Source organism: Chryseobacterium sp. MP_3.2, assembly GCF_035984805.1.
GTDB lineage: Bacteria > Bacteroidota > Bacteroidia > Flavobacteriales > Weeksellaceae > Kaistella.
Genome location: NZ_JAXCHW010000003.1, coordinates 1 through 20,730, shown reverse-complemented (window position 1 = coordinate 20,730; position 20,730 = coordinate 1). Strand labels below are relative to the sequence as shown.

The 20,730-nt window shown below is 36.0% G+C and carries 19 protein-coding genes and 1 tRNA gene; 15 read left to right on the top strand and 5 right to left on the bottom strand.

Annotation, left to right across the window (positions count from 1 at the left end):
* Positions 1-208: 208 nt before the first annotated feature.
* Complete coding sequence (locus RCH13_RS05800; protein ID WP_326986291.1) at positions 209-1,453, top strand: DUF445 domain-containing protein; 1,245 nt, start codon at positions 209-211, stop codon at positions 1,451-1,453.
* Between the two features lie 26 nt (positions 1,454-1,479).
* Positions 1,480-1,983, top strand: a complete 504-nt coding sequence (locus tag RCH13_RS05795; protein WP_326986290.1) for a hypothetical protein — start codon at positions 1,480-1,482, stop codon at positions 1,981-1,983.
* Here RCH13_RS05795 and RCH13_RS05790 read toward each other — a convergent pair.
* A complete protein-coding gene (locus RCH13_RS05790; protein ID WP_326986289.1) occupies positions 1,967-2,977 on the bottom strand; it encodes a quinone-dependent dihydroorotate dehydrogenase in 1,011 nt (336 codons plus the stop codon). The genes RCH13_RS05795 and RCH13_RS05790 overlap by 17 nt on opposite strands.
* A 167-nt stretch (positions 2,978-3,144) precedes the next feature.
* Here RCH13_RS05790 and RCH13_RS05785 point away from each other — a divergent pair, with 167 nt between their 5' ends.
* The 6 genes from RCH13_RS05785 (at position 3,145) to RCH13_RS05760 (ending at position 10,494) form a co-directional block, all read left to right on the top strand.
* Positions 3,145-4,896, top strand: coding sequence for a TrkH family potassium uptake protein (locus RCH13_RS05785; protein WP_326986288.1), 1,752 nt, complete (start codon positions 3,145-3,147; stop codon positions 4,894-4,896).
* A gap of 13 nt (positions 4,897-4,909) precedes the next feature.
* Entirely contained in the window at positions 4,910-5,596 is a 687-nt protein-coding gene (locus RCH13_RS05780; RefSeq protein WP_326986287.1) for a potassium channel family protein, read from the top strand.
* Positions 5,597-5,610: 14 nt separating this feature from the next.
* Positions 5,611-6,099: a hypothetical protein gene (locus RCH13_RS05775; protein ID WP_326986286.1), complete on the top strand. Its 489-nt coding sequence runs from the start codon at positions 5,611-5,613 to the stop codon at positions 6,097-6,099.
* Between the two features lie 226 nt (positions 6,100-6,325).
* Positions 6,326-7,867 (top strand): glycine--tRNA ligase, encoded by a 1,542-nt coding sequence (locus RCH13_RS05770; protein ID WP_326986285.1) that lies wholly within the window; start codon positions 6,326-6,328, stop codon positions 7,865-7,867.
* A 101-nt stretch (positions 7,868-7,968) separates the two neighbouring features.
* A complete protein-coding gene (locus tag RCH13_RS05765; RefSeq protein WP_326986284.1) occupies positions 7,969-9,108 on the top strand; it encodes a serine hydrolase domain-containing protein in 1,140 nt (379 codons plus the stop codon).
* Positions 9,109-9,273: 165 nt separating this feature from the next.
* Positions 9,274-10,494, top strand: a complete 1,221-nt coding sequence (locus tag RCH13_RS05760) for an aminotransferase class V-fold PLP-dependent enzyme (RefSeq protein ID WP_326986283.1) — start codon at positions 9,274-9,276, stop codon at positions 10,492-10,494.
* 67 nt (positions 10,495-10,561) lie between these two features.
* Here the strand turns inward: RCH13_RS05760 and bcp are convergent, their stop codons facing one another.
* Positions 10,562-11,011, bottom strand: a complete 450-nt coding sequence (bcp, locus tag RCH13_RS05755) for a thioredoxin-dependent thiol peroxidase (RefSeq protein WP_326986282.1) — start codon at positions 11,009-11,011, stop codon at positions 10,562-10,564.
* 33 nt (positions 11,012-11,044) lie between these two features.
* On the opposite strand from bcp, the gene RCH13_RS05750 reads away from it, so the two are divergent.
* Positions 11,045-11,671: an endonuclease III domain-containing protein gene (locus RCH13_RS05750; RefSeq protein WP_326986281.1), complete on the top strand. Its 627-nt coding sequence runs from the start codon at positions 11,045-11,047 to the stop codon at positions 11,669-11,671.
* Positions 11,672-11,712: 41 nt separating this feature from the next.
* Here RCH13_RS05750 and RCH13_RS05745 read toward each other — a convergent pair whose 3' ends face one another.
* The 3 genes from RCH13_RS05745 to RCH13_RS05735 form a co-directional block, all read right to left on the bottom strand.
* Positions 11,713-12,066 carry a response regulator gene (locus RCH13_RS05745; RefSeq protein ID WP_326986280.1) on the bottom strand — a complete coding sequence of 118 codons (354 nt, stop codon included), beginning with the start codon at positions 12,064-12,066 and terminating at the stop codon, positions 11,713-11,715.
* A gap of 2 nt (positions 12,067-12,068) precedes the next feature.
* Positions 12,069-14,324, bottom strand: coding sequence for a PAS domain-containing sensor histidine kinase (locus RCH13_RS05740; RefSeq protein WP_326986279.1), 2,256 nt, complete (start codon positions 14,322-14,324; stop codon positions 12,069-12,071).
* 208 nt (positions 14,325-14,532) lie between these two features.
* Positions 14,533-16,326 carry a DUF885 domain-containing protein gene (locus tag RCH13_RS05735; RefSeq protein ID WP_326986278.1) on the bottom strand — a complete coding sequence of 598 codons (1,794 nt, stop codon included), beginning with the start codon at positions 16,324-16,326 and terminating at the stop codon, positions 14,533-14,535.
* 220 nt (positions 16,327-16,546) lie between these two features.
* On the opposite strand from RCH13_RS05735, the gene RCH13_RS05730 reads away from it, so the two are divergent.
* The 6 genes from RCH13_RS05730 (at position 16,547) to RCH13_RS05705 (ending at position 20,664) form a co-directional block, all read left to right on the top strand.
* The gene (locus tag RCH13_RS05730; RefSeq protein ID WP_326986277.1) at positions 16,547-17,008 is read left to right on the top strand and encodes a hypothetical protein; all 462 of its coding nucleotides are present in this window, start codon (positions 16,547-16,549) and stop codon (positions 17,006-17,008) included.
* Between the two features lie 92 nt (positions 17,009-17,100).
* Positions 17,101-17,781, top strand: coding sequence for a MotA/TolQ/ExbB proton channel family protein (locus tag RCH13_RS05725; RefSeq protein WP_326986276.1), 681 nt, complete (start codon positions 17,101-17,103; stop codon positions 17,779-17,781).
* Positions 17,782-18,186: an ExbD/TolR family protein gene (locus RCH13_RS05720; RefSeq protein WP_326986275.1), complete on the top strand. Its 405-nt coding sequence runs from the start codon at positions 17,782-17,784 to the stop codon at positions 18,184-18,186.
* A 24-nt stretch (positions 18,187-18,210) separates the two neighbouring features.
* Positions 18,211-19,059, top strand: a complete 849-nt coding sequence (locus RCH13_RS05715) for a ferric siderophore ABC transporter substrate-binding protein (protein WP_326986274.1) — start codon at positions 18,211-18,213, stop codon at positions 19,057-19,059.
* 239 nt (positions 19,060-19,298) lie between these two features.
* Positions 19,299-20,537 carry a bifunctional folylpolyglutamate synthase/dihydrofolate synthase gene (locus tag RCH13_RS05710; protein ID WP_326986273.1) on the top strand — a complete coding sequence of 413 codons (1,239 nt, stop codon included), beginning with the start codon at positions 19,299-19,301 and terminating at the stop codon, positions 20,535-20,537.
* 52 nt (positions 20,538-20,589) lie between these two features.
* Positions 20,590-20,664, top strand: a tRNA-Val gene (locus RCH13_RS05705).
* Positions 20,665-20,730 lie beyond the last annotated feature (66 nt).

The following is a 20,730-nucleotide window of genomic DNA, read 5'->3' as shown; positions in this document are numbered from 1 at the left end:
CAACAAAAGGTTTGCCACCAAATCTTTAATTGTGCCGAGTTTCATTCATTATCTCAATCCATCAGATAGACGTAGAATCACTGAATTAGTCTTTAATGCATACTTGCAAATAATTAAAATCAAGTTCAATTCAATATCAAAAGTAAATTGCGATAAATTCTTCCGATTAAACCAAGCCTAAAATTTAAAATTCACTAAATTTGGTTCAATGAACGACGAGGAAAAAAAACTACAACTGCGAAACCATAAAATGTTTGCCACTGGACTTTTTGTTTTGATGGCAATTACTTTTGTTGGGATGACGATTTTAGAAAAAGATAATCCTGCCCATTGGATAGGTTATATCCGTGCTTTTTCAGAAGCTGCCATGGTTGGAGCTTTAGCAGATTGGTTTGCAGTAACTGCACTTTTTAATTATCCGCTCGGATTAAAAATCCCGCATACCAATTTGATAGAAAACAGCAAGGAACGCATCGGTGATAATCTGGGGAATTTTGTAGTAGAAAATTTTCTCTCTCCAAAAAACATCAGACCCTACATTCAAAAGCTGAAGATTTCTACTTTCGTGGGGGATTGGCTTTCAAAAGACCGAAATCAGGAAAATCTGGTGAAAGAAATTTCCAGCATCGTGCTAGATATTGTGCATAAACTGGACGACGCTGCCGTAGTTTCTTTCATTGGAAAAAAAGCGCGGGAAATGTCAGATGACTTAAAGGTAAATCAATTGATCGGTAATGGATTGGAATATGTGCTGGACAAAAATGATCACCAGCGGTTTATCACCAATCTCTCTAAACAAATTAAAAATTACATCCTTAGTAATCAAGATTTGGTAAGAGACCGTGTGAAAACTGAAAGCTTTTTTCTCATCCCGAAATTTGTAGATAACAATATCGCAGAAAAAATTACGCAAGGACTTTCTAATTATTTTCAAGAGGTGGAACTGAATGAAAATCATGACCTGCGACAAGAAATTAGCGCGAAATTGTACACTTTTTCTCAAGAAATAAAAACGGAAGAGAAATGGGAAGAGGAATTTAAAACCCTGAAAAATGATTTTTTAAAAGAAGAAAAACTGGAGCAATATTCGACGGATATCTGGATTTCTATCAAAAAATCCCTCACCCAAGAACTAGAAGAAGATCAATCTGCCCTGAAAAAATATCTGCAAAAAAACATGGCAGAACTAGCACAGAATCTTCAAACCGATGAGAAATTTCAGCATAAAATTGATCACTGGATTAGAGTTACAGCATACAAATATATTTTAAAAAACACCCATCAGTTTGCGGCATTAATAAGCTCTACCGTCGGAAATTGGGAAGGCAAACAACTCAGCGAAAAAATGGAATTGGAAGTGGGAAAAGATTTGCAGTTTATCCGAGTAAACGGCACGATCGTCGGTGGATTGGTAGGATTGATTATTTATACCATTACCAATTTTTTCCTCTAATTTTTAAAAATTTTTAAAAATTTACTATGAAAAAAATCTCCCTTTTATTTACTCTTCTCCTTTTTTGCTTTTCTTTTTCCCAAGAAATAACTTTATCTAAAAGCGGCAAAAAATTTGAAAAAGATGGCGTAAAATATAAAATTTCCGAGTATCAAACCCAATTTAAAAATCCAGTCGCAAAAAATTATGTGAAGCAAGGTCGTGGTTACAAAACTGCCGGAAGTATTTTAGGATTTGCCGGCGGTTTGCTCATTGGAGCAGGACTTCCAAATGCACTTTCTGCAGATACTTACACGATCAATTCTATTCCGGGATATCCAGATTTTTCGAAAACGAAAACAAGAAAACCGGGTAACACACTTGTCGGAATTGGAATAGGCTTAGTTGCAGTCGCGATTCCAGTTGCAATTGTTGGAGGCAATAAAGTTAAAAAAGGCGTAGAAACGGAAAATAAATTTTCCCCAAGATCTCAAAATTATTATCAGCTTGATTTTACGGGAAATGGTTTAGGTTTCAGTTATAATTTTTAAGAAGTTTTTGGTTGATATCGCGAATTAATTGCGGACCTTCATAGATAAAACCCGTGTAAAGTTGAACTAAACTTGCGCCAGCTTCCAATTTTTCTAAAGCATCTTCAGCGGTGTGAATTCCGCCAACGCCGATAATTGGAAAGGCTTTTCCACTTTTTTCAGAGAGAAATCTGATGACTTCTGTGGAGCGTTTCGTTAAAGGTTTTCCAGAAAGTCCACCTGTTTCGCTTTTATTTTCTGAAAGTAAATTTTCTCTGGAAATCGTAGTATTTGTCGCAATCACTCCTGCAATTTGAGTTTCTTTCACAATATCAATAATATCTAAAAGTTGCGTATCCGTTAAGTCTGGAGCGATTTTGAGTAGAATCGGTTTTGCTTTTTCCTTTTTAATATTAAGCTGTTGTAAGTTTGAGAGCAATTTGGTTAAAGGTTCTTTGTCTTGAAGTTCCCGCAGATTTGGGGTATTCGGCGAACTGACATTGACCACAAAATAATCGACAACAGGAAATAATTTCTCAAAACAAATAATGTAATCATTCACAGCCTCTTCATTCGTCGTGATTTTATTCTTGCCAATATTTCCACCAATCAGAACATTTCTATTTTTTCTCAAACGTTTTACAGCAGCATCTACACCTCCATTGTTAAATCCCATTCTGTTGATGATGGCAGAATCTTCTTGCAATCGGAATAATCTTTTCTTCGGATTTCCCTCTTGCGCTTTTGGCGTTAAAGTTCCGATTTCTACAAACCCAAATCCTAAATCAAAAAGCTCATTGAACATTTTTGCGTCTTTATCAAATCCTGCCGCCAAACCCACGGGATTTTTAAATTTCAACCCGAAAACCTCTCGTTCCAATCGTTTATCTTCAATCGGCTTTGGAAGAAAAATTTTAGCCAAAAAAGGAAATTTTTTAAGCATGGAAAAAGTATAGTAGTGAACTTCTTCTGGATCAAACTTAAATAAAATAGGGCGAATTAAGGTTTTGTACATGGCTAAAATGTTTGGGTGCAAAAATAGGAAAATTAGAGGGCGAAGTAGAACTCTTCTCCTTTTTTCTTGTAATTTCAAGCATCAATGAATTGTATTTTCTTAAAATTATTTACATTCGTACAGGTTAATAAAAATTACGGGACGCTTCTGGCACCGATTAGTACAATATGTGGAATAACAAACTGAAAATATTTTCCTTTTATACCAGTCTTATCGCTGTAGGAATTATGATTATCGAGGCTGGTTTTTTTAAAGGGTTTCTCTATCGTAGCCATTTCATATATTTCTATGATTTCAGTTTTATCCTCACCCTTGTGAATATATTTTATTACAATTTTTACAAAAAAATAGGCGCATTAAAGAAGATTTGGCCCTTGGAAATTATTGTCACTGTTTTAATCATTATCTATTATTTGGCGCGTTTTGAGTATAACTTTTTCGAGACCCGTAATTTCCGGTTTTTTAATTTGCGCCTCTTATACTTTTTAATTATCCTGTGCTTTATTCGGGATTTTTCCAGTTTAACAATCAACTTTAAGAGAACGTTCATCAATCCGCCCCAACTCTTTATTCTCAGTTTTTTCTCTATTATTTTGCTAGGAACGGGATTTCTGATGATGCCTAATGCTACGGTTAATGGCATCGCTCCTTTAGATGCGCTTTTTACTGCAACCAGTGCGGTTTGTGTTACCGGCCTTATTGTAATGGATACGGCAAAAGATTTCACGCTTTTCGGCAAAATTATCATCATTACCCTGATTCAAATTGGCGGTTTGGGAATCATGACATTTGCAAGTTATTTCAGTTACTTTTTTCGAGGTGGAGCCTCTTATGAAAATCAAATCAGTTTGGGAGAAATGACGAGTTCTGATAAGTTAGGTGATGTTTTTAACACCTTAAAGCGAATCATAATTATTACCGTGAGTATTGAGGTTCTCGGTGCTTTATTTATTTTTTCAACCCTAGATTTATCACTTTTAGATAACTCGATTAACAAGGGAATCTTTTTCTCTGTCTTCCACTCCATCTCGGCTTTTTGTAATGCTGGATTTTCTACGCTAAGCGGAAATTTATTTGAATCTGGTTACGAATTTAATTATGGTTTACATCTTACCATCTCCTCATTATTTATATTCGGTGGTCTTGGATTTCCTATTGTATACAATGTTTATAAATATGTAAAACACCTGATTAAAAACACTTTATTTTCCATTTTCAGCCGAGAAAAATTTCATTATGTTCCATGGGTCATTAATTTGAACTCTAGAATTATCTTATCTACCACTTTTATCCTGCTTCTTTTTGGAACGCTTCTTACCTATTTCTTCGAGCATGATGGCGCCTTGAAACATCATTCTGCACAGGGAGCGTGGCTCGAAGCTTTTTTTATCTCTGCAAATAACAGAACAGCGGGCTTTAATACGATTGACGTCGCCACTATTTCAGCTCCTACAATTATGATCTGTATGTTCTTAATGTGGATTGGTGCCTCGCCCGCTTCTACAGGTGGTGGTATTAAAACCAGCACTTTTGCGATTGCTGCTCTTAATATTTTTAGTCTGGCAAAAGGAAAAAAAAGAACTGAAATATTTCGAAGAGAAATTGGTGAACATTCAATAAGAAGAGCTTTCTCTATCATTGCATTATCATTGATTGTGGTCGGATTTGGAATATTTTTGCTCGTAATTGTTGAACCAAAAAAAGATTTGATGAGCTTGGCCTTCGAAGCTTTTTCAGCTTATTCAACAGTAGGTTTAAGTTTAAACATCACGCCAACGCTTTCAACAGCAGGAAAAGCGATCATTATTGCAATTATGTTTATTGGCAGAGTGAGTATGTTCTCTATTTTAATCGCGGTAATGAAGCGTGAGAAATATTATAATTATCGGTATCCGAAGGAAGAAATCTTAATTAATTAAATTCAAAAAAAAAATGAAATATATCGTCATCGGTTTAGGAAACTTCGGCCTTTCATTAGCAGAAAAACTAACCAAATTTGGCAATGAAGTTATTGGTATTGATAACAGTATGTCAAAAGTGGAAGCAGTGAAGGAGAGGATATCTCATGCAATTTGTATGGATGCCACAGATGAATACACGATGAACGGACTTCCTTTCAAAGATACAGACGTGGTGATTATCGCAATTGGAGAAGACACAGGCGCCAATATTATGGCAACAGCAATGGTAAAAAAATTACATCCAAACCGCATTATAAGCCGTGCAATTTCTGGGATTCATGAAACAATTTTGGAGGCAATGGACGTGCAAACCATTATTCATCCCGAGGAAGAAACTGCGGAAAGATGGGCGAAAAAATTATCTTTAAAAGGAATGGTAGAATCCTTTGAGCTGAGTATTAATTATAGCATTGCCGAAATTGCGATCCCAGATAAACTCGTGGGAAAAACCATCGAAGAAGTTGGCTTTAGAAATAATTACAATCTTGTATGTGTCACCATTATTAAAAAAATGGCCGATAAAAACATTTTTGGAAAGGTTAAGCGTGTCAATAGAATACAGGGAGTTGTAACGACTGATACGGTTTTAGAAAGTGCGGACATCTTAGTGATTTATGGTGAAAATGAGGATATTAAGAAATTTATCAAAGAGCATTAAAAAAAATTTACAGTATGAAAAAAATTCTATTTTTGAGTTTATCAATTTGCTATCAGAGCGTATTCTCTCAAATTTCCATTTCTGGAAATAAACTAGAAAAAGACGGGCAGACTTACAAAATGTCGGAATACGAAGATGTTTTTAAAAATCCTCAAGCAATTGCGCATTTTAAAAAAGCGCGAACAAATAATACCGTCGGAGCTATTTTCGCTGGAGTTGGTGGCGGCGTAATGGGTGTAGGAATAGCTAGAGCGTTAAGTGGTGGCAAAACAACCGTCACAATAAATGGTCAACCGCAAGTCATCAAACAAGATAACAGCACAGCTTGGACTGCAGTGGGAATTGGCGCCGGAATTGTGGGAATTGGAATTCCATTTGCCTTGGCGGCGAAAAAAAATGCAGATAGAGCAGTCCAACTGGAAAACGGCGAATCAACAGCTTTTCAACCCTATTTTAAAATAGAAACAGCAGGAACTGGATTGGCTTTGAGCTATCATTTTTAGAAAATTTTCTCTTAGATCTTAAAAAGCGACGGAAAAAGATTTTCGTCTCTTTTTTTGAGAGAACGTTTCTTTTAAAATCGAATCGAAATTTACCATGATCGAAACGGCTACTTTTTGCGGAATTGGGTGGAGCAAAATAGAGCGGGTAGAGCATCTCGTCTAAGGACGAGACGGCTCCAAAAAATGACAATAAAATTCCCTATTTTTGCACAAATTCTAAAAGACAATGGCTAAACAAGAAGATGTTTTCAAAAAATTGATTTCGCACGCAAAAGAATACGGTTTTATTTTTCCTTCGAGTGAAATTTATGACGGTCTTTCGGCGATTTACGATTATGGACAGAATGGGGCGGAACTGAAAAACAACATCAAACAGTATTGGTGGAAAGCAATGGTACAGCTGAACGACAATATTGTGGGAATTGATACGGCTATTTTTATGCATCCTACAATTTGGAAAGCTTCTGGTCACGTTGATGCTTTTAATGATCCTTTAATTGATAATAAAGATAGTAAAAAACGTTTCAGAGCCGATGTCTTAATTGAAGATTACTGTGCAAAATTAGAAGATAAAGCCGATAAAGAAATTGAAAAAGCCGCTAAAAGATTTGGAGATGCTTTTGATAAAAAAGAATTTGAAAGCACAAATCCGCGCGTTTTAGAATATAGAGAAAAACAGAAAACGATTCTTTCCAGAATGGCACAATCTCTTGAAAAAGAAGATTTAGCCGATGTGAAGGCATTAATTGAGGAATTGGAAATTGCGGATCCAGATACTGGTTCAAAAAACTGGACCGATGTTCGGCAATTTAATTTGATGTTCGGAACGAAATTAGGAGCTTCTGCAGATTCGGCGACCGATTTATATTTAAGACCAGAAACGGCGCAGGGAATTTTCGTGAACTTTTTAAATGTTCAAAAAACTTCCCGGCAGAAATTACCGTTCGGAATTGCTCAAATTGGGAAAGCCTTTAGAAATGAGATCGTTGCGAGACAGTTTATTTTCAGAATGCGTGAATTTGAACAAATGGAAATGCAGTATTTCGTACCTCCAGGAACGGAATTAGGTTTTTATGAAACATGGAAAGAAAAACGTTTGAATTGGCATTTGGCTCTTGGTTTAGGTGCAGAAAATTATAAATTCCACGATCACGAAAAATTAGCGCATTATGCAAATGCTGCGGCAGATATTGAATTTAAATTTCCTTTTGGATTTAAAGAATTGGAAGGAATTCACTCTAGAACTGATTTCGATTTAAGCGCACATGAAAAACATTCCGGACGAAAATTACAGTATTTCGATGCGGAAAGAAATGAAAACTACGTTCCTTATGTTGTTGAAACTTCGGTTGGTTTAGATCGATTATTTTTGGCAATTTTTTCTAACTGTTTGAAAGATGAAGTTTTAGAAGATGGTTCTGAAAGAACAGTTCTTTCTCTTCCTCCGGCTTTGGCTCCAGTAAAGGCGGCCATTTTACCATTAATGAAAAAAGATGGTTTAGGTGAATATGGGGCGAAAATCTTCAATGATTTGAAATATGATTTCAACATGATTTATGAAGATAAAGACAGTATCGGAAAACGTTACAGACGTCAAGATGCAATCGGAACACCTTTTTGTATAACCATTGATCACGATTCATTAACGGACAATACCGTAACTTTAAGAGACAGAGATACAATGAAACAGGAAAGAGTTGCTGTTGCAGATTTAAGAAGAATTATTGACGAGAAAACAAATTTCCGTAATTTACTTTCGAAGATTTAAGGTTTAAAAAATATTATTCAAGAAAAGTTCCGGAGAAATCTGGAACTTTTTTTTGCTTCTATTTTTATAATATAAAACCTAATTTTACAAAAAGAAGAAGGATGGTAAAAAAAATAGTCCAGGGAACCGCAGTCATTTTAGCAGGCTTAGTTGCCATAACGTACGCATTGGGCTACAATTATTTATTTAAAGCTGTTGGGAAAACGTATTTGCTGGGGGAAACTGGTGCAACCATTAATGACGGTGAAAATTTTCCGTCGAATATTATTGCAAAAGGAACTGCAAGACCTTGGATAAAAGACAGTCTTTACAATAAAACTGCTTTAACGAATGCTTTAGGTCAAAACCTGAAAGCATCTAATACTGCCTCGTTCCTCGTCATCAAAGAAGGAAAAATTATACATGAATCCTATGCGGTTGGCGTTAATCAAAATACCAAAAGCAATTCATTCTCTATCGCGAAAGGCATTACGGTAATGTTGCTCGGTAAAGCTCTAGAAGAAAATAAAATCAGAAGTCTCAATCAAAAATTTTCTGATTTTTTTCCTACCTATAATACAGTAGAGTTCGGGAAGGATTTAACCATCGGTGACCTTGCAAAAATGGAAACAGGTCTAAACTGGACCGAAGATTACAAAAATCCCTTCGGTCAAAATGCGAAAGCTTATTATGGCAATTCTTTGGAAGAAGCCGTTTTGCTGCGTGGTTTTAAAGACCAACCCAGTTCAAAATTTGAATATCAAAGTGGGGCCACCCAAATGCTCGGTTTTTCCCTTCGGAAATCTCTACAGAGAACTTTGGCGGAATATGCTTCAGAAAAACTTTGGAAACCACTTGGAATGGAGCAAAATGCAGATTGGAGCACAGATGAATTTGGGATGGAAAAATCATTTTGCTGCGTTCATTCCAACGCTCGCGATTTTGCAAAATTGGGACAATTGTTTTTAGATGAGGGAAAAGTTGATGATTTGCAAATCATTAATCCAAATCATTTAAAACAGATGCAAACTCCTACCAAACTTTCTAAGGAGGCTTATGGTATGGGGCTTTGGATCAATCAAGATGCGCCCATTAAACACTATTATTTTTGGGGGTTGCATGGACAATATATTATCATCATTCCCGAGAAGCAAACCGTTATAGTACGAACTGGAATGTTTAAAGATCAACCGAAAGACGCAAAAGGCCGACCTGCTCAAGTGGAATTTTTGGTGAATCAAACGGTAGAAAATTTTAATTAAAAATCTGAAAATCATTAGTAATACAAGAAAATTTAGAGCGACTTCAGGTTAAAACAACCCTTGTATTTAAGGCTTCATAAATAGTCTTTTTCTATATCGGTCAATATATTCTTTGCGATAATTCAAATTTAATTTCCGTAAATTTGAAGTATTCTAAATAAGCTTATGTTCGACCTACAAAATATCCGTTCACAGTTTCCAATTCTTTCGCAAAAAGTCAACGGTAAAGACTTGATTTATCTGGATAACGCCGCTACTTCACAGAAACCAACTTCCGTAATGGCAAGTTGGGAAAAATACTACTCTGAAATTAATGCTAACGTTCATCGTGGAATTCATACTTTGAGCCAGTTGGCGACCGAAGAAATGGAATTTTCGCGCAGAAAAATTCAGAAATTCATCAATGCTCAACATGATTTTGAAGTTATTTTTACGAAAGGAACAACGGAAGGCATTAACCTCATCGCTTATGCGATCACCAATCTTATTAAGAAGGATGACGAGATTATCATTTCCTATTTGGAACACCACTCCAACATCGTTCCGTGGCAAATGCTGTGTGAAAGAACGGGTGCCAAGTTGAAAGTGATTCCGATGGACGAAAACGGCATTCTTCAACTCGATTTTTTAGATGAAAATTTAAGCGATAAAACTAAAATTGTTTCCTTAAATCAAGTCTCCAATGCATTGGGAGTAATTAACCCCATTGAGGAGATTATAGCAAAAACCAGAGCGAATTCAAACGCGATGATTGTGATTGATGGCGCTCAATCTGTACCCCATTTCAAAATCGATGTTCAGAAAATGGATTGCGACTTTTTCGTTTTTTCTGGGCATAAAATTTATGCTCCGATGGGCACAGGAATACTTTATGGAAAAGAAGAAATCCTTAGAAAAATTCACCCTTTTCATGGTGGTGGAGAAATGATTGCGGTTTGTTCATTTGAAAAAACAACGTATGCCGATTTGCCTTTTAAATTCGAAGCCGGAACTCCGAATGTGGGCGGAAACATTGCGTTAGGTGCTGCCATTGATTTTATGGCAAATATTGGTCACGCCAATATTCAAAATCATGAGACTGCTCTACTGGATTACGCTCAGAAGAAATTATTAGAAATTAAAGGTTTGAAGATTTACGGGGAGAACGCAAACCGAACCGGAGTTGCCTCCTTTAATTTGGAAGGAATTGGAATCGCTTCAGATGTTGGGATGATACTGGATAAACTAGGAATTGCAGTAAGAACCGGCCATCACTGTACGCAGCCCATTATGGATTATTTTAAAATTGCGGGAACGGTTCGGGCGAGTTTTGCAGTTTACAATACTTTTGAAGAGATTGATATTTTGGTGGAAGGCGTAAAAAAAGCGCAGCGAATGCTTTCTTAATAAAAATTGCCACGAATGCACGTATTACATTATTCGTGCATTTGTGGCAGTATAATTTAAGCTTTTACTAATTTTCTAAAATCTGACTTGCAGCTTCCTTCGTTTTCACTTTATCGATAACGCGGATACAGATTCCTTTTTCATCGAAAATAAAAGTAATGCGAACGATGCCCATAAATTCTCTTCCCATGAATTTTTTCAGTTGCCACACGCCGAATTTTTCCACAACATCTTTACTTTCATCTGCGATTAAAGGATATTGAAACCCAAATTTTTCGTGGAATTTTTTTTGTGCTTTCACCGAATCAGCAGAAACGCCTAAAAGTTGATACCCTTCTTTTTGTAAAAGGCTGAGATTATCATTTAAGTCACAAGCTTCTGCGGTACAACCTGGTGTATTTGCTTTTGGGTAAAAGAAAACAATAAGTTTCTTACCTTTAAGATCAGAAGAATTTACAGTTTCACCCTCTTGATTTACACTTTCGAAATCTGGTAAATGGTCCCCTACTTTCAACATATTTTAATAATTTTATTCAAATTTAAACTTAAAATGACTAAAAAGCAAAGAGCAATAATCGTCTTAGAAGAGCTGGAAAAAATTTATCCCATCGTTCCGGTTCCACTTGAGCATTCTGATCCTTTTACGCTTTTGGTAGCGGTTGCGCTTTCTGCCCAAACTACGGATAAAAAAGTAAATCAGATTTCGCCAAAATTGTTTGAAGTTGCCGGTGACGCCTTTAAAATGAAGGATTTAGAAGTAGAAGAGCTGAAGTTTTTAATTAAAGAAATCGGGTTAGCAAATACAAAGGCAAAAAATTTAAAAAGAATGGCAGAACTCCTTGTAGAAAGGCATAACGGAATTGTTCCCCAAACTTATGAAGAATTAGAAGCGCTCCCTGGAATTGGGCATAAGACCGCTTCAGTGGTGATGAGTCAGGCTTTTGGATTTCCGGCTTTTCCTGTTGATACGCACATTCACCGCTTGATGACACAATGGAAATTAACCTCTGGAAAAAATGTGGTGGAAACTGAAAAGGACGCGAAAAAACTTTTCCCAGAAAATTCCTGGAACAAATTACATCTTCAAATTATTTGGTATGGCCGAGAATATTCGCCGGCAAGAGGAAATAAAGATCATGATCATCTAACTAGAATGTTGTTACTGAAGGAAGAATAAGACGTAACGTAAAAGAAAAAAATAGAGTTTTACAAGAGAAATTATTTTAAAAGGGCTGCAACTTTTTGAAGTAGATCATCAATTTCGAAGGGTTTTGTTATAAAATCATCTACTCCAGCTGTTTCACTCAATTTTTTAGCATCGGGATGGGCGGACATCATTAAAATTTTAATGTGTTCTGTTTCTATATTTCCCTTAATTTCTTTTGTTAAAGTGCGCCCATCAAAACCTGACATTAATAAATCTGTAATGATCAATTTGGGTTTATTATTTTTCATAAAATCCATAAACTCAACAGGAGTACAACATGATTCTACGTCGTAACCTTCAGATAGAAGTATATTTTCGATGAGTAAACAAATATCTTTGTTATCATCGACAACCAAAATTTCCATAATTATACTGTGTTTTTTTTATTTTTTTCTAAGGGAAGGAAGAAACAGAATTTGCTCCCTTCGTCTTTTTTACTTTCCACTTTAATTTTACCATCGTGTCTTTCTAAAATATCTTTTACGATAAAAAGGCCGATTCCGAAGCCCGGAAAAGTTTCTTCATCATCCCCTGACACCCGGTAAAAACGTTTGAATATTTTGTGTAATTCCTCGTGATCCATACCAATACCAAAATCCTCCACAGAAACAACGGCAAATTCGCCATCCACAAACATTTCTACATTCACGATTTTTGAACTTGGAGAATATTTAATGGCGTTCGTTAATAAATTATTTAAAACCTGTGTAATCCGGTCTTTATCAGCACAAATTTCAATATCCTCCGGATGTTTTAATTCAAAATTAATCTCATGGCTTTGTTCAGAAGCTTTGATATCCTCGATGGTTTCTGTAACCAAGCCCAAAAGGGAAAATTCTTTTTTATTTAAGGGGAGTTTTCCGGCTTCCATACGTGAAATATCGAGCAAATCTCCGATGAGTAAATTCAATTTATTTACCTGATTTTCTATAGTATTTAAAGAGTTTACCAGAAATTTATCTTCAGAATCTCCGCGCATTTTTTTTAAAAGTTGCACATATCCTTTAATGGTCGTCACGGGAGTTTTCAACTCATGATTCGCCATTTTGATGAAATCATTTTTCTGTGTTTCCTGGCGTTTCATGTCGTCGATATCTGTACTCGTTCCGATCCATTTTTTCACATTACCTGCGTCATCAAGCTCCGGAAAGGCCCGGCTCAAAAACCAGCGGTATTCGTTATCTTTATTTCGAAAGCGGTGTTCAAAAAAGAAAGCTTTTTTGGTGCGAACACTTCTCGCCCAAAGGCGTATGTTTTCTTTTTTCTCGTCGGGATGTACAATTTCTAACAAACCGTCTCCTTCTAAAAATTCATTATAATCTTTACCCGAATAATCCATGGTGGCTTTGTTAAAATAGGTAAGGCGACCATCATTCTCTCCAATCCAAACAATTTGCGGCATTGCATCTGCCAAAAAGCGATATTTTTTTTCGCTTTCTTCTATATTTATTTCATAATTTTTGTGTTCCGTAATGTCTCGAATGGTCCCGGAAATATAGGCTTTACAGCCATCAATTGGCTTCAGAAGTCTTCCGTAGATTTCAATCCATTTTTCGGTACCATCCCGAAGAATAATTTTTGTTTGATAAAAAAGATCTCCCGTCTTTTTTGCTTCTTTTAATGCCTCTGTTCTTTGTTTAATAAAATTTTTGTGAATATGCTTTTCAAAAACTTTGGAACTAATCTGTTCCGTACCTGAATCGTATCCCAAAATTGCTAAAAAACGCGGCGAAAAATTATACTTCTGCTGGGTTTCAAAATCCATATCGAACCTGCCCAATTTACTGGCATCCATTGCGGTATTGAGTTGATGATGGCTTTGCTGCAAAAGAATTTCGCTGGTTTTTCTTTGCGTAATATCCTGCATCACCCCGACCATTCTATTGGGTTCACCGAGCTCACCGAAAAAAATCTTTCCATTGGTAGAAATCCATTTTTCAATTCCATTTTTATCAGTCTGCCGAGCTTCATATTGATAAATTCCTGTCTTTAAAGCTTCTTCAAAAGCTTTTTCCACGATGTTTATACGGTCATATTCTGATAGATGATTTCGCATGGTTTCATGCGAAATCTGCTCGCCATCTTCATAACCAAAAATTTTCGATAAATAAGGGGAATGAATAATCTCAAAGGTTTTCAAATTAAGATCCCAGGTTGCGGTATGCGAACTTTCTGTGGCCAACCGCAGCCGTTCCTCGTCGTTTTTAACTTTATTTTTAGTGGTAACAAGATCTGTAACTTCTAATACAACAGTGGCGAAATATTGCAAGTCTCCAGATTCATTATAGATGGGTTGATATACAAAATTTAAGAAAACATCTTCAATCAGACCTTTTCGTTCCAGTTTAATATTATGTTCCGGCGCATAAAATGGTTCCCTTGTATTTTTTACATTTTCGAAAATAGATCGCAGATATTCTTCAGTCTCCGGAAAAATATCAAAAATTTTCTTTCCAAGAACTTGTTCTTCGGGTTTATGCACAATCTTTAACCAAGCCTCGTTTGCAAATTCAAAAATAAAATCTTCATTGATCAGCGAAAAGCCAAATGGTGTTTTTTGCAAAACGTTTCCGAGCACATTTTCTTTATCGTAAAAAAGGGATAAACGACCATTTTCATCCATGACATATTCATTATTTAGTAAGAAGTAAAAATACTCAATTTTTACAATCTTTTAATAATAATTTTTGCGCTTTATAAATGAATTTTTACTCATAATTAATAATTATTAAAAAACCAACAAAACATGGTCTTTACTTATCAATTAAATCTCCAACACAAAAATCCGCTGAACATATCAGCGGATTTATCGAATATCTTTAGTAAAAAATTTATTGTTTTTTAGCCCAATTGTGCATTTTACGATCCAAAACATCTAAAGGAAGACAACCTTGATTTAAAACTTCATCATGAAATTTTGCCAAATTAAATTTACTACCTAATTCTTTTTGGTATTGATCCCGTAATTCCCGGATTTTTAATGAGCCAATTTTGTAACTTAAAGCTTGTCCTGGATATGCCATATAGCGCTCTACTTCTGCAATTGCGCTCCCTTCATCGTAAGCAACATTGCTTAAAAAATAGGCAATCGCTTCTTCTCTTGTTAATCGACCTGTGTGCAATCCACTGTCTATTACCAAACGAACCGCGCGTAACATTTGATCACTTAAATAGCCCATTTTTTGGTATGGATCTGTGTACAAACCAAATTCTGGACCCAAAGTTTCACAGTAATGTGCCCAACCTTCTCCATAAGCTCCAAACCATCCGAAGCGCATAAATTTTGGAATTGTTTTATTTTCCTGTTGAAGGGAAACTTGATAATGATGGCCCGGAATTGCCTCATGCAAAAAGAGGGATTCCATACCAGAGGTTACATTAAATTGTTCGGGTTTTGGAAGTGGAATGTAAAAAATTCCTGGTCTTTTACCATCAGCAGTTCCGGGCATATATTCCGCGCTTGCGCTTGCTTCCCGAAATTTTTCCGTCTGTCGGATTTCAAATTTTGTTATGGGAGTTACGCCAAACATGGATTTTAATTTAGGAGTAATTTTAGCAAGAATGCCGTTAAATCCTTTTAGAATTTCTTTGCTGGTTTTATAAGGCATCGCTTTCGGGTCAGACTTTAGGTACGTTAAAAATTCTTCTAAAGTTCCTGTAAATCCAAGTTCTTGTTTAATTTTTTCCATTTCTGCACGAAGCATTGCCACTTCTTTCAGGCCAATTTCATTAATTTCATCTGGTGTTTTGCTCGTGGTGGTCCAGCTTTTTGCGTAGTAAGCGTAGATTTCATTTCCTTTCGGCAAATCACCAATCCCGTCTGTATCTCTAGCTTTTGGCAAGTATTCTGATTCTAAAAAATTTGCCATTTTTTGGTATGAAGGAATAATTCGGGTCTCGATCATTTCCTCATAAGCTTTCGTAAATTTTTCTTTTTGAGCAGGGCTAAAACTTTTCGGAAAGCTTTTAATGGGCCCATAAAAAATATTTTGATCGAAGTCGTTTGTCGTAATTTCAGTCGCTTTCATTTGTGGAATCATTTTTACAACCAATTTTTTTGGCAACACAAATCCAGTAGACATTCCCAACTTAAAATTTTCTATCGCGGTATTCATCCACTGCGGAAAATGTTCTGTTCTCTTCAACCAATCATCATAATCCTTTTCGGTTTTAAAAGGTTGGCTTCCTTCGCCACTTCCTAAGAGCGGAAAAGCAAGCGGCAAACCATTAAACTGATCAAAAGGAATTTTTTCTGGATGATAAGCATATCTTTCAATTTTATCTTTCAAGGTATAATCTAAAACATCATAAACTGTTTTTTTATCATCACTTAAATTGTTATAATCAACTTTTTTAAGTTGATTTTGCACCGAGTTGTAGAAGGATATTTCACCAGAAATAAAATCTTTGTCAATATTGATGGATAATTGATCATTATAACGCAAATCTCCTTGTGCAGTAGCTTCAAGCGGATAGAGCTTTAGGTATTGTTCATAATAATTGGCTGCGATGGAATCCAAATCTGCCGAGGTCACCTTTGTTAAAGGAGAATCAGATTTTTTACAAGAAAGTGTTGCCGTTGCAATAATTAAGGCAAAAGAGAAGTAGGACAATAAGTTCTTCATAGATGAAATTTCAATGAGCTAAATTATTCATTTTCTTGGACTTTCAAAAAGGAAAATTGCTGTTGCTCGGAAAAAAAATTGTTTCACACTTCTCTGATTGCACTAACCTTTCCCGTGTAATTGAATTTTCTATATAATTGTATTGTTCAACCACGCAAATTTTTATCTTTGTTCAAGAAGTTAATCATCTATTTATTTACCACTACTATTTTCTACTACAATGAAAGGGATTTTAAAAATCTACCATCCTGAAGAAACTCTTAAATACAACATAAAACATACGTATTGCAAAGCAATCTACAGCAATGAAAAGCATTTTTTGGAAGTAGAAATTGTTACGGATGACTCTTTAGATCATGTAGATGATGATTCTTTGCACTACAATTTTCCCCAAATCGCTTTTTCTGTTTTCGATTATTTAATGGAAGATGGAGAACTTTCTGGAAAAACTGTTTACCTCCCAGATTCCGAAGAGGAAATTTATACTCAAGTTGAATTGTACGATGATGAAGACGCTTATCTCAGCGATAATGAGTTGGCTTTTCAAGAAAATGAAGATGGTGAATTACAATTAATGTGGAAAGGAAATATCGATGATTTCTACACCGCTTCTGGGGAATACATTCCCTTTAAATTAAAATGCAACTTCAAATCAGATGAAATTGTGATAGAAGAAGACTAATTTTTTCCTCTCGAAAAAAAGCCTTAAACATCCCTTCACATCTATAATATTACGGTATTTTTGCCGTTTAATTCTATAATCAAAACTAAAAAATGTTTTTACAGACCCCAACTCCTGTTATCACCACCAACACAGAGCAACATGTATTCTCCCTTTGGGAAATCCTTTTTAATGGAGGAATTCTTGGAAATACCATTATGGCAGCTATTTTTCTTTTAGGAATTTTGGCGCTTTACATTTTCTTGGAACGATTTTTCTTCATCAAAAGAGCTTCCAAATCAACTCCGAATTTTTTAGAAAACATTAAAGATTTCGTGCAAGAAGGGAAGATCCAAACTGCTGTGGACTATTGCAAAACCATCGATTCCCCCGAAGCCAGAATGATTGAGAAAGGATTAGCAAGAATTGGAAGACCAATTTCTGATATTTCTAATGCCATGCAAAATCAGGGTCAGTTAGAGGTTTCTAAACTGGAAAAAAATCTCAATATTTTAGCCTCCGCTTCAGGTGCCGCACCAATGCTTGGATTTTTAGGAACGGTGGTCGGTATGATTATGGCGTTCTTTGAAATATCAAATGTTACTGGCGCGGTGAGTCCAAAACTTTTGGCTACAGGAATTTACACAGCCATGGCGACAACTGCCGTAGGTTTGTTTGTGGGGATTCCGGCTTATTTTTTCTATAACATTCTGGTAACCAATGTTGATCGTTTAGTTTTAAAAATACAAACGCATGTAAATGAATTTTTAGATGCCCTAAATAAACCCCTTTAAATGGAACTGAAACGCAGAAACAGAGTCAATGCAGAATTCAGCATGGCATCTATGACAGATATTATTTTTCTGTTGTTGATTTTCTTTATGATAACAAGTTCCGCCATCAGCCAAAGCGCCATTGACGTAAAATTACCTACCGCCGACGCAACCAATGCAAGTGTGCAAGATCCTACAACCGTCACAATTAATGAAGCAGGCAAGTATTTTGTAAATGATAAAGAAATTACAAAAGAAGCTTTAGAAAATTATATGGTGAATGAATTAAAAGATGAAGCTAATCCTTCCTTCACTATTCGTGCAGATGAAAATACTAAACACAAGGATGTAGTTTTTGTAATGGGTATTGCAGAAACGCACAAATATAATTTGGCAATTGCCACTACAGAATCAGATACCCCATAATTTTGGGGCAAAGAAATATATAAAATGGAATACGCAATACAACAGAAAAACAATGAGCAGAAAGACCGCACAAAAAGCATCGTGCTTACTTTGGTGATTTCGCTTCTGGTTTTTTTAAGTATTTTCTTTTACACTTTTACCAAAATTACTGAAAAACCTGAGCAGATGACTACTATGCTCATCAACTTTGGAGAAAATCAAAACGGTACTCAAACAGAAGAGCCAGCCAATCAAGAAGGAAGCTTAGCAGCACAGACAGAAGTCGCTCCAACAGAACCGCTTCAAGAAGAGGTTTCCGAAGCTAAACCAGAGCCGAAAGTACTGCCCTCAAAAACGGTAGTTAAAGAAAAAATAATTACCGGTACTAATAAAACGGTTACTGCGCCGAAAACGCAAAAGACCACCAAAGCATCTAAAACACCTGCCAAATCTACTCCCGCAAAATCGATCATATCCAATTCTAAAACAGGATCAGGTGATGGAAAAGGTAATGCGGCCATCGGAAATTTAATAAAAGGACTTGGTACAAAAACAGAAACGCAAGGAACAAACGGCGTTACGGGCAATAATGGCGATCCGCTGGGTGGCGAAGGAAATGGCGACAGTAAAATTGGTATTGACCGCCAATTAATTGGATTTATTCCGGGAACTATGGGTCGTGGTGGTGCGCAACCCGCACATAATTGTTCCGCCAGTGGCACCATCAGCATTTCTTACACCGTAGATAAAGCGGGGAATGTGGTTTCTGCGCGGCGCTTGAGTGGCATTTCTGACCCATGTGTCTCCTCGAAATCAGTTTCTTGGGTAAAACAATATGTAAAAGCTGAGCGCGCAAACACCTCTTCTTCTGGAGTTTACAAAATTACCTTTTAGTATACTTTTCTCTTTTTCGGGCGTCAAATTCCAGCTTTCACTACTCGTTTTTTTCTTATTCTTTTAAATAAGAAAAAGAGCTCAAACACGCCGCTCAAAACGAGGCACGAGTTTCGGCGATTCAAAAACGATGATAAAAGAGTGAGCCAATCAGGGGCGCAGATTCCACATCTATTGTAAAGCCACATTTATAGTTGAACTTGCTTTCCCAAACCAAAAAATTTGGTGATTTTTGTAGAATGAATTCCATAGAATATCAGCAGGCTATTGATTGGCTATTTCTCCAAATACCAAGTTACCAGACCGATGGTCAAAAAGCCTATAAACCAGGTTTGGATAATATCACTAAACTCTGCAACCTATTCGGGAATCCCCAGAATGATTTAAAAATGATTCACATCGGCGGAACCAATGGCAAAGGCTCCACGAGCAATATGCTGGCTTCAGTTTTACAGGAAGCTGGCTACAAAATTGGACTCTACAATTCTCCGCACCTCATAGAATTTACAGAAAGAATAAAAGTAAACGGAGAAAATTGCGACCAGCAATTTGTGTATGATTTCATTCAGAAGTTAAAAAATTTATCATCAGATATTACTCCTTCTTTCTTTGAATTCACCACCATTATGGCGTTTGAATACTTTAAGAAAAAGGAAGTTGATTATGCCATTATCGAAGTTGGATTAGGCGGAAGATTAGATTCTACCAATATTATCCATCCTTTAGTTACGGCAATCACTAATGTAGCCTTGGATCACCAGGATTTGTTAGGAAATACAATTGAAGAAATTGCGGCAGAAAAAGCTGGGATTATTAAGTCTGGAATACCTGTCATCTGCGGCGACGATAATAAAGTAGCAAGAGAAATCATTCAATCTAAAGGACTTGCAGAAAACGCTCCCTTTATTGACGCCACTTTAATTTCCACAACTTTGGAGTCTGATTTAAAAGGAAATTACCAGAAGAAAAACATTAAAGTGGTTATCGCTTTAATTGAAAATCTAAAAGGGCAAGGACTTTTAATTAGTAATCAAAACATAGAGGATGGACTTTTAAATGTTCAACAAAACACCAAATTTTTAGGTCGATGGTTTCAGTTTTCAAATGATCCGCTTGTAATTTGCGATACTGGGCATAATCAGGCGGGCTTGGCGGAAGTTTTTGCACAGCTCAAGTCTATTCCAAAATTCAAACATCTTATTTTAGGTTTTGTAGAGGATAAGAAAATAGAAGAAGTTTTACAGATTCTGCCAGTAAATGCGACCTACTATTTTACCAAACCCAATGTAAATAGAGGCAGAAATCCAGAAGAATATGAGCAATTATTAAAAAATTCGAAAATAATTTATAAAATTTTTCCTTCTGTACAATCCGCGTATCTTTTTGCAAAACAACGTCTTAAAAAAGAAGAAATGATTTTCGTGGGCGGAAGTAACTTTGTGGTAGGAGAATTTTTAAAAAATAATTTGGAAACCTAAAAAATACTTGTATATTTGCCGAACCAAAATTTGAGAAATCAAACACGGTATCGGGCTCTTAGCTCAGTTGGTTCAGAGCATCTGGTTTACACCCAGAGGGTCGGGGGTTCGAATCCCTCAGGGCCCACCCAAAACTCCTCAAGAAATTGAGGAGTTTTTTTTATTTTTAATAAATTTATGTTTAATCTTTACA

Coding starts and splice junctions, on each gene's coding strand:
- RCH13_RS05800 (WP_326986291.1), top strand. CDS start 209: ATGAACGACGAGGAAAAAAAACTACAACTGCGAAACCATAAAATGTTT.
- RCH13_RS05795 (WP_326986290.1), top strand. CDS start 1,480: ATGAAAAAAATCTCCCTTTTATTTACTCTTCTCCTTTTTTGCTTTTCT.
- RCH13_RS05790 (WP_326986289.1), bottom strand. CDS start 2,977: ATGTACAAAACCTTAATTCGCCCTATTTTATTTAAGTTTGATCCAGAA.
- RCH13_RS05785 (WP_326986288.1), top strand. CDS start 3,145: ATGTGGAATAACAAACTGAAAATATTTTCCTTTTATACCAGTCTTATC.
- RCH13_RS05780 (WP_326986287.1), top strand. CDS start 4,910: ATGAAATATATCGTCATCGGTTTAGGAAACTTCGGCCTTTCATTAGCA.
- RCH13_RS05775 (WP_326986286.1), top strand. CDS start 5,611: ATGAAAAAAATTCTATTTTTGAGTTTATCAATTTGCTATCAGAGCGTA.
- RCH13_RS05770 (WP_326986285.1), top strand. CDS start 6,326: ATGGCTAAACAAGAAGATGTTTTCAAAAAATTGATTTCGCACGCAAAA.
- RCH13_RS05765 (WP_326986284.1), top strand. CDS start 7,969: ATGGTAAAAAAAATAGTCCAGGGAACCGCAGTCATTTTAGCAGGCTTA.
- RCH13_RS05760 (WP_326986283.1), top strand. CDS start 9,274: ATGTTCGACCTACAAAATATCCGTTCACAGTTTCCAATTCTTTCGCAA.
- bcp (WP_326986282.1), bottom strand. CDS start 11,011: ATGTTGAAAGTAGGGGACCATTTACCAGATTTCGAAAGTGTAAATCAA.
- RCH13_RS05750 (WP_326986281.1), top strand. CDS start 11,045: ATGACTAAAAAGCAAAGAGCAATAATCGTCTTAGAAGAGCTGGAAAAA.
- RCH13_RS05745 (WP_326986280.1), bottom strand. CDS start 12,066: ATGGAAATTTTGGTTGTCGATGATAACAAAGATATTTGTTTACTCATC.
- RCH13_RS05740 (WP_326986279.1), bottom strand. CDS start 14,324: ATGGATGAAAATGGTCGTTTATCCCTTTTTTACGATAAAGAAAATGTG.
- RCH13_RS05735 (WP_326986278.1), bottom strand. CDS start 16,326: ATGAAGAACTTATTGTCCTACTTCTCTTTTGCCTTAATTATTGCAACG.
- RCH13_RS05730 (WP_326986277.1), top strand. CDS start 16,547: ATGAAAGGGATTTTAAAAATCTACCATCCTGAAGAAACTCTTAAATAC.
- RCH13_RS05725 (WP_326986276.1), top strand. CDS start 17,101: ATGTTTTTACAGACCCCAACTCCTGTTATCACCACCAACACAGAGCAA.
- RCH13_RS05720 (WP_326986275.1), top strand. CDS start 17,782: ATGGAACTGAAACGCAGAAACAGAGTCAATGCAGAATTCAGCATGGCA.
- RCH13_RS05715 (WP_326986274.1), top strand. CDS start 18,211: ATGGAATACGCAATACAACAGAAAAACAATGAGCAGAAAGACCGCACA.
- RCH13_RS05710 (WP_326986273.1), top strand. CDS start 19,299: ATGAATTCCATAGAATATCAGCAGGCTATTGATTGGCTATTTCTCCAA.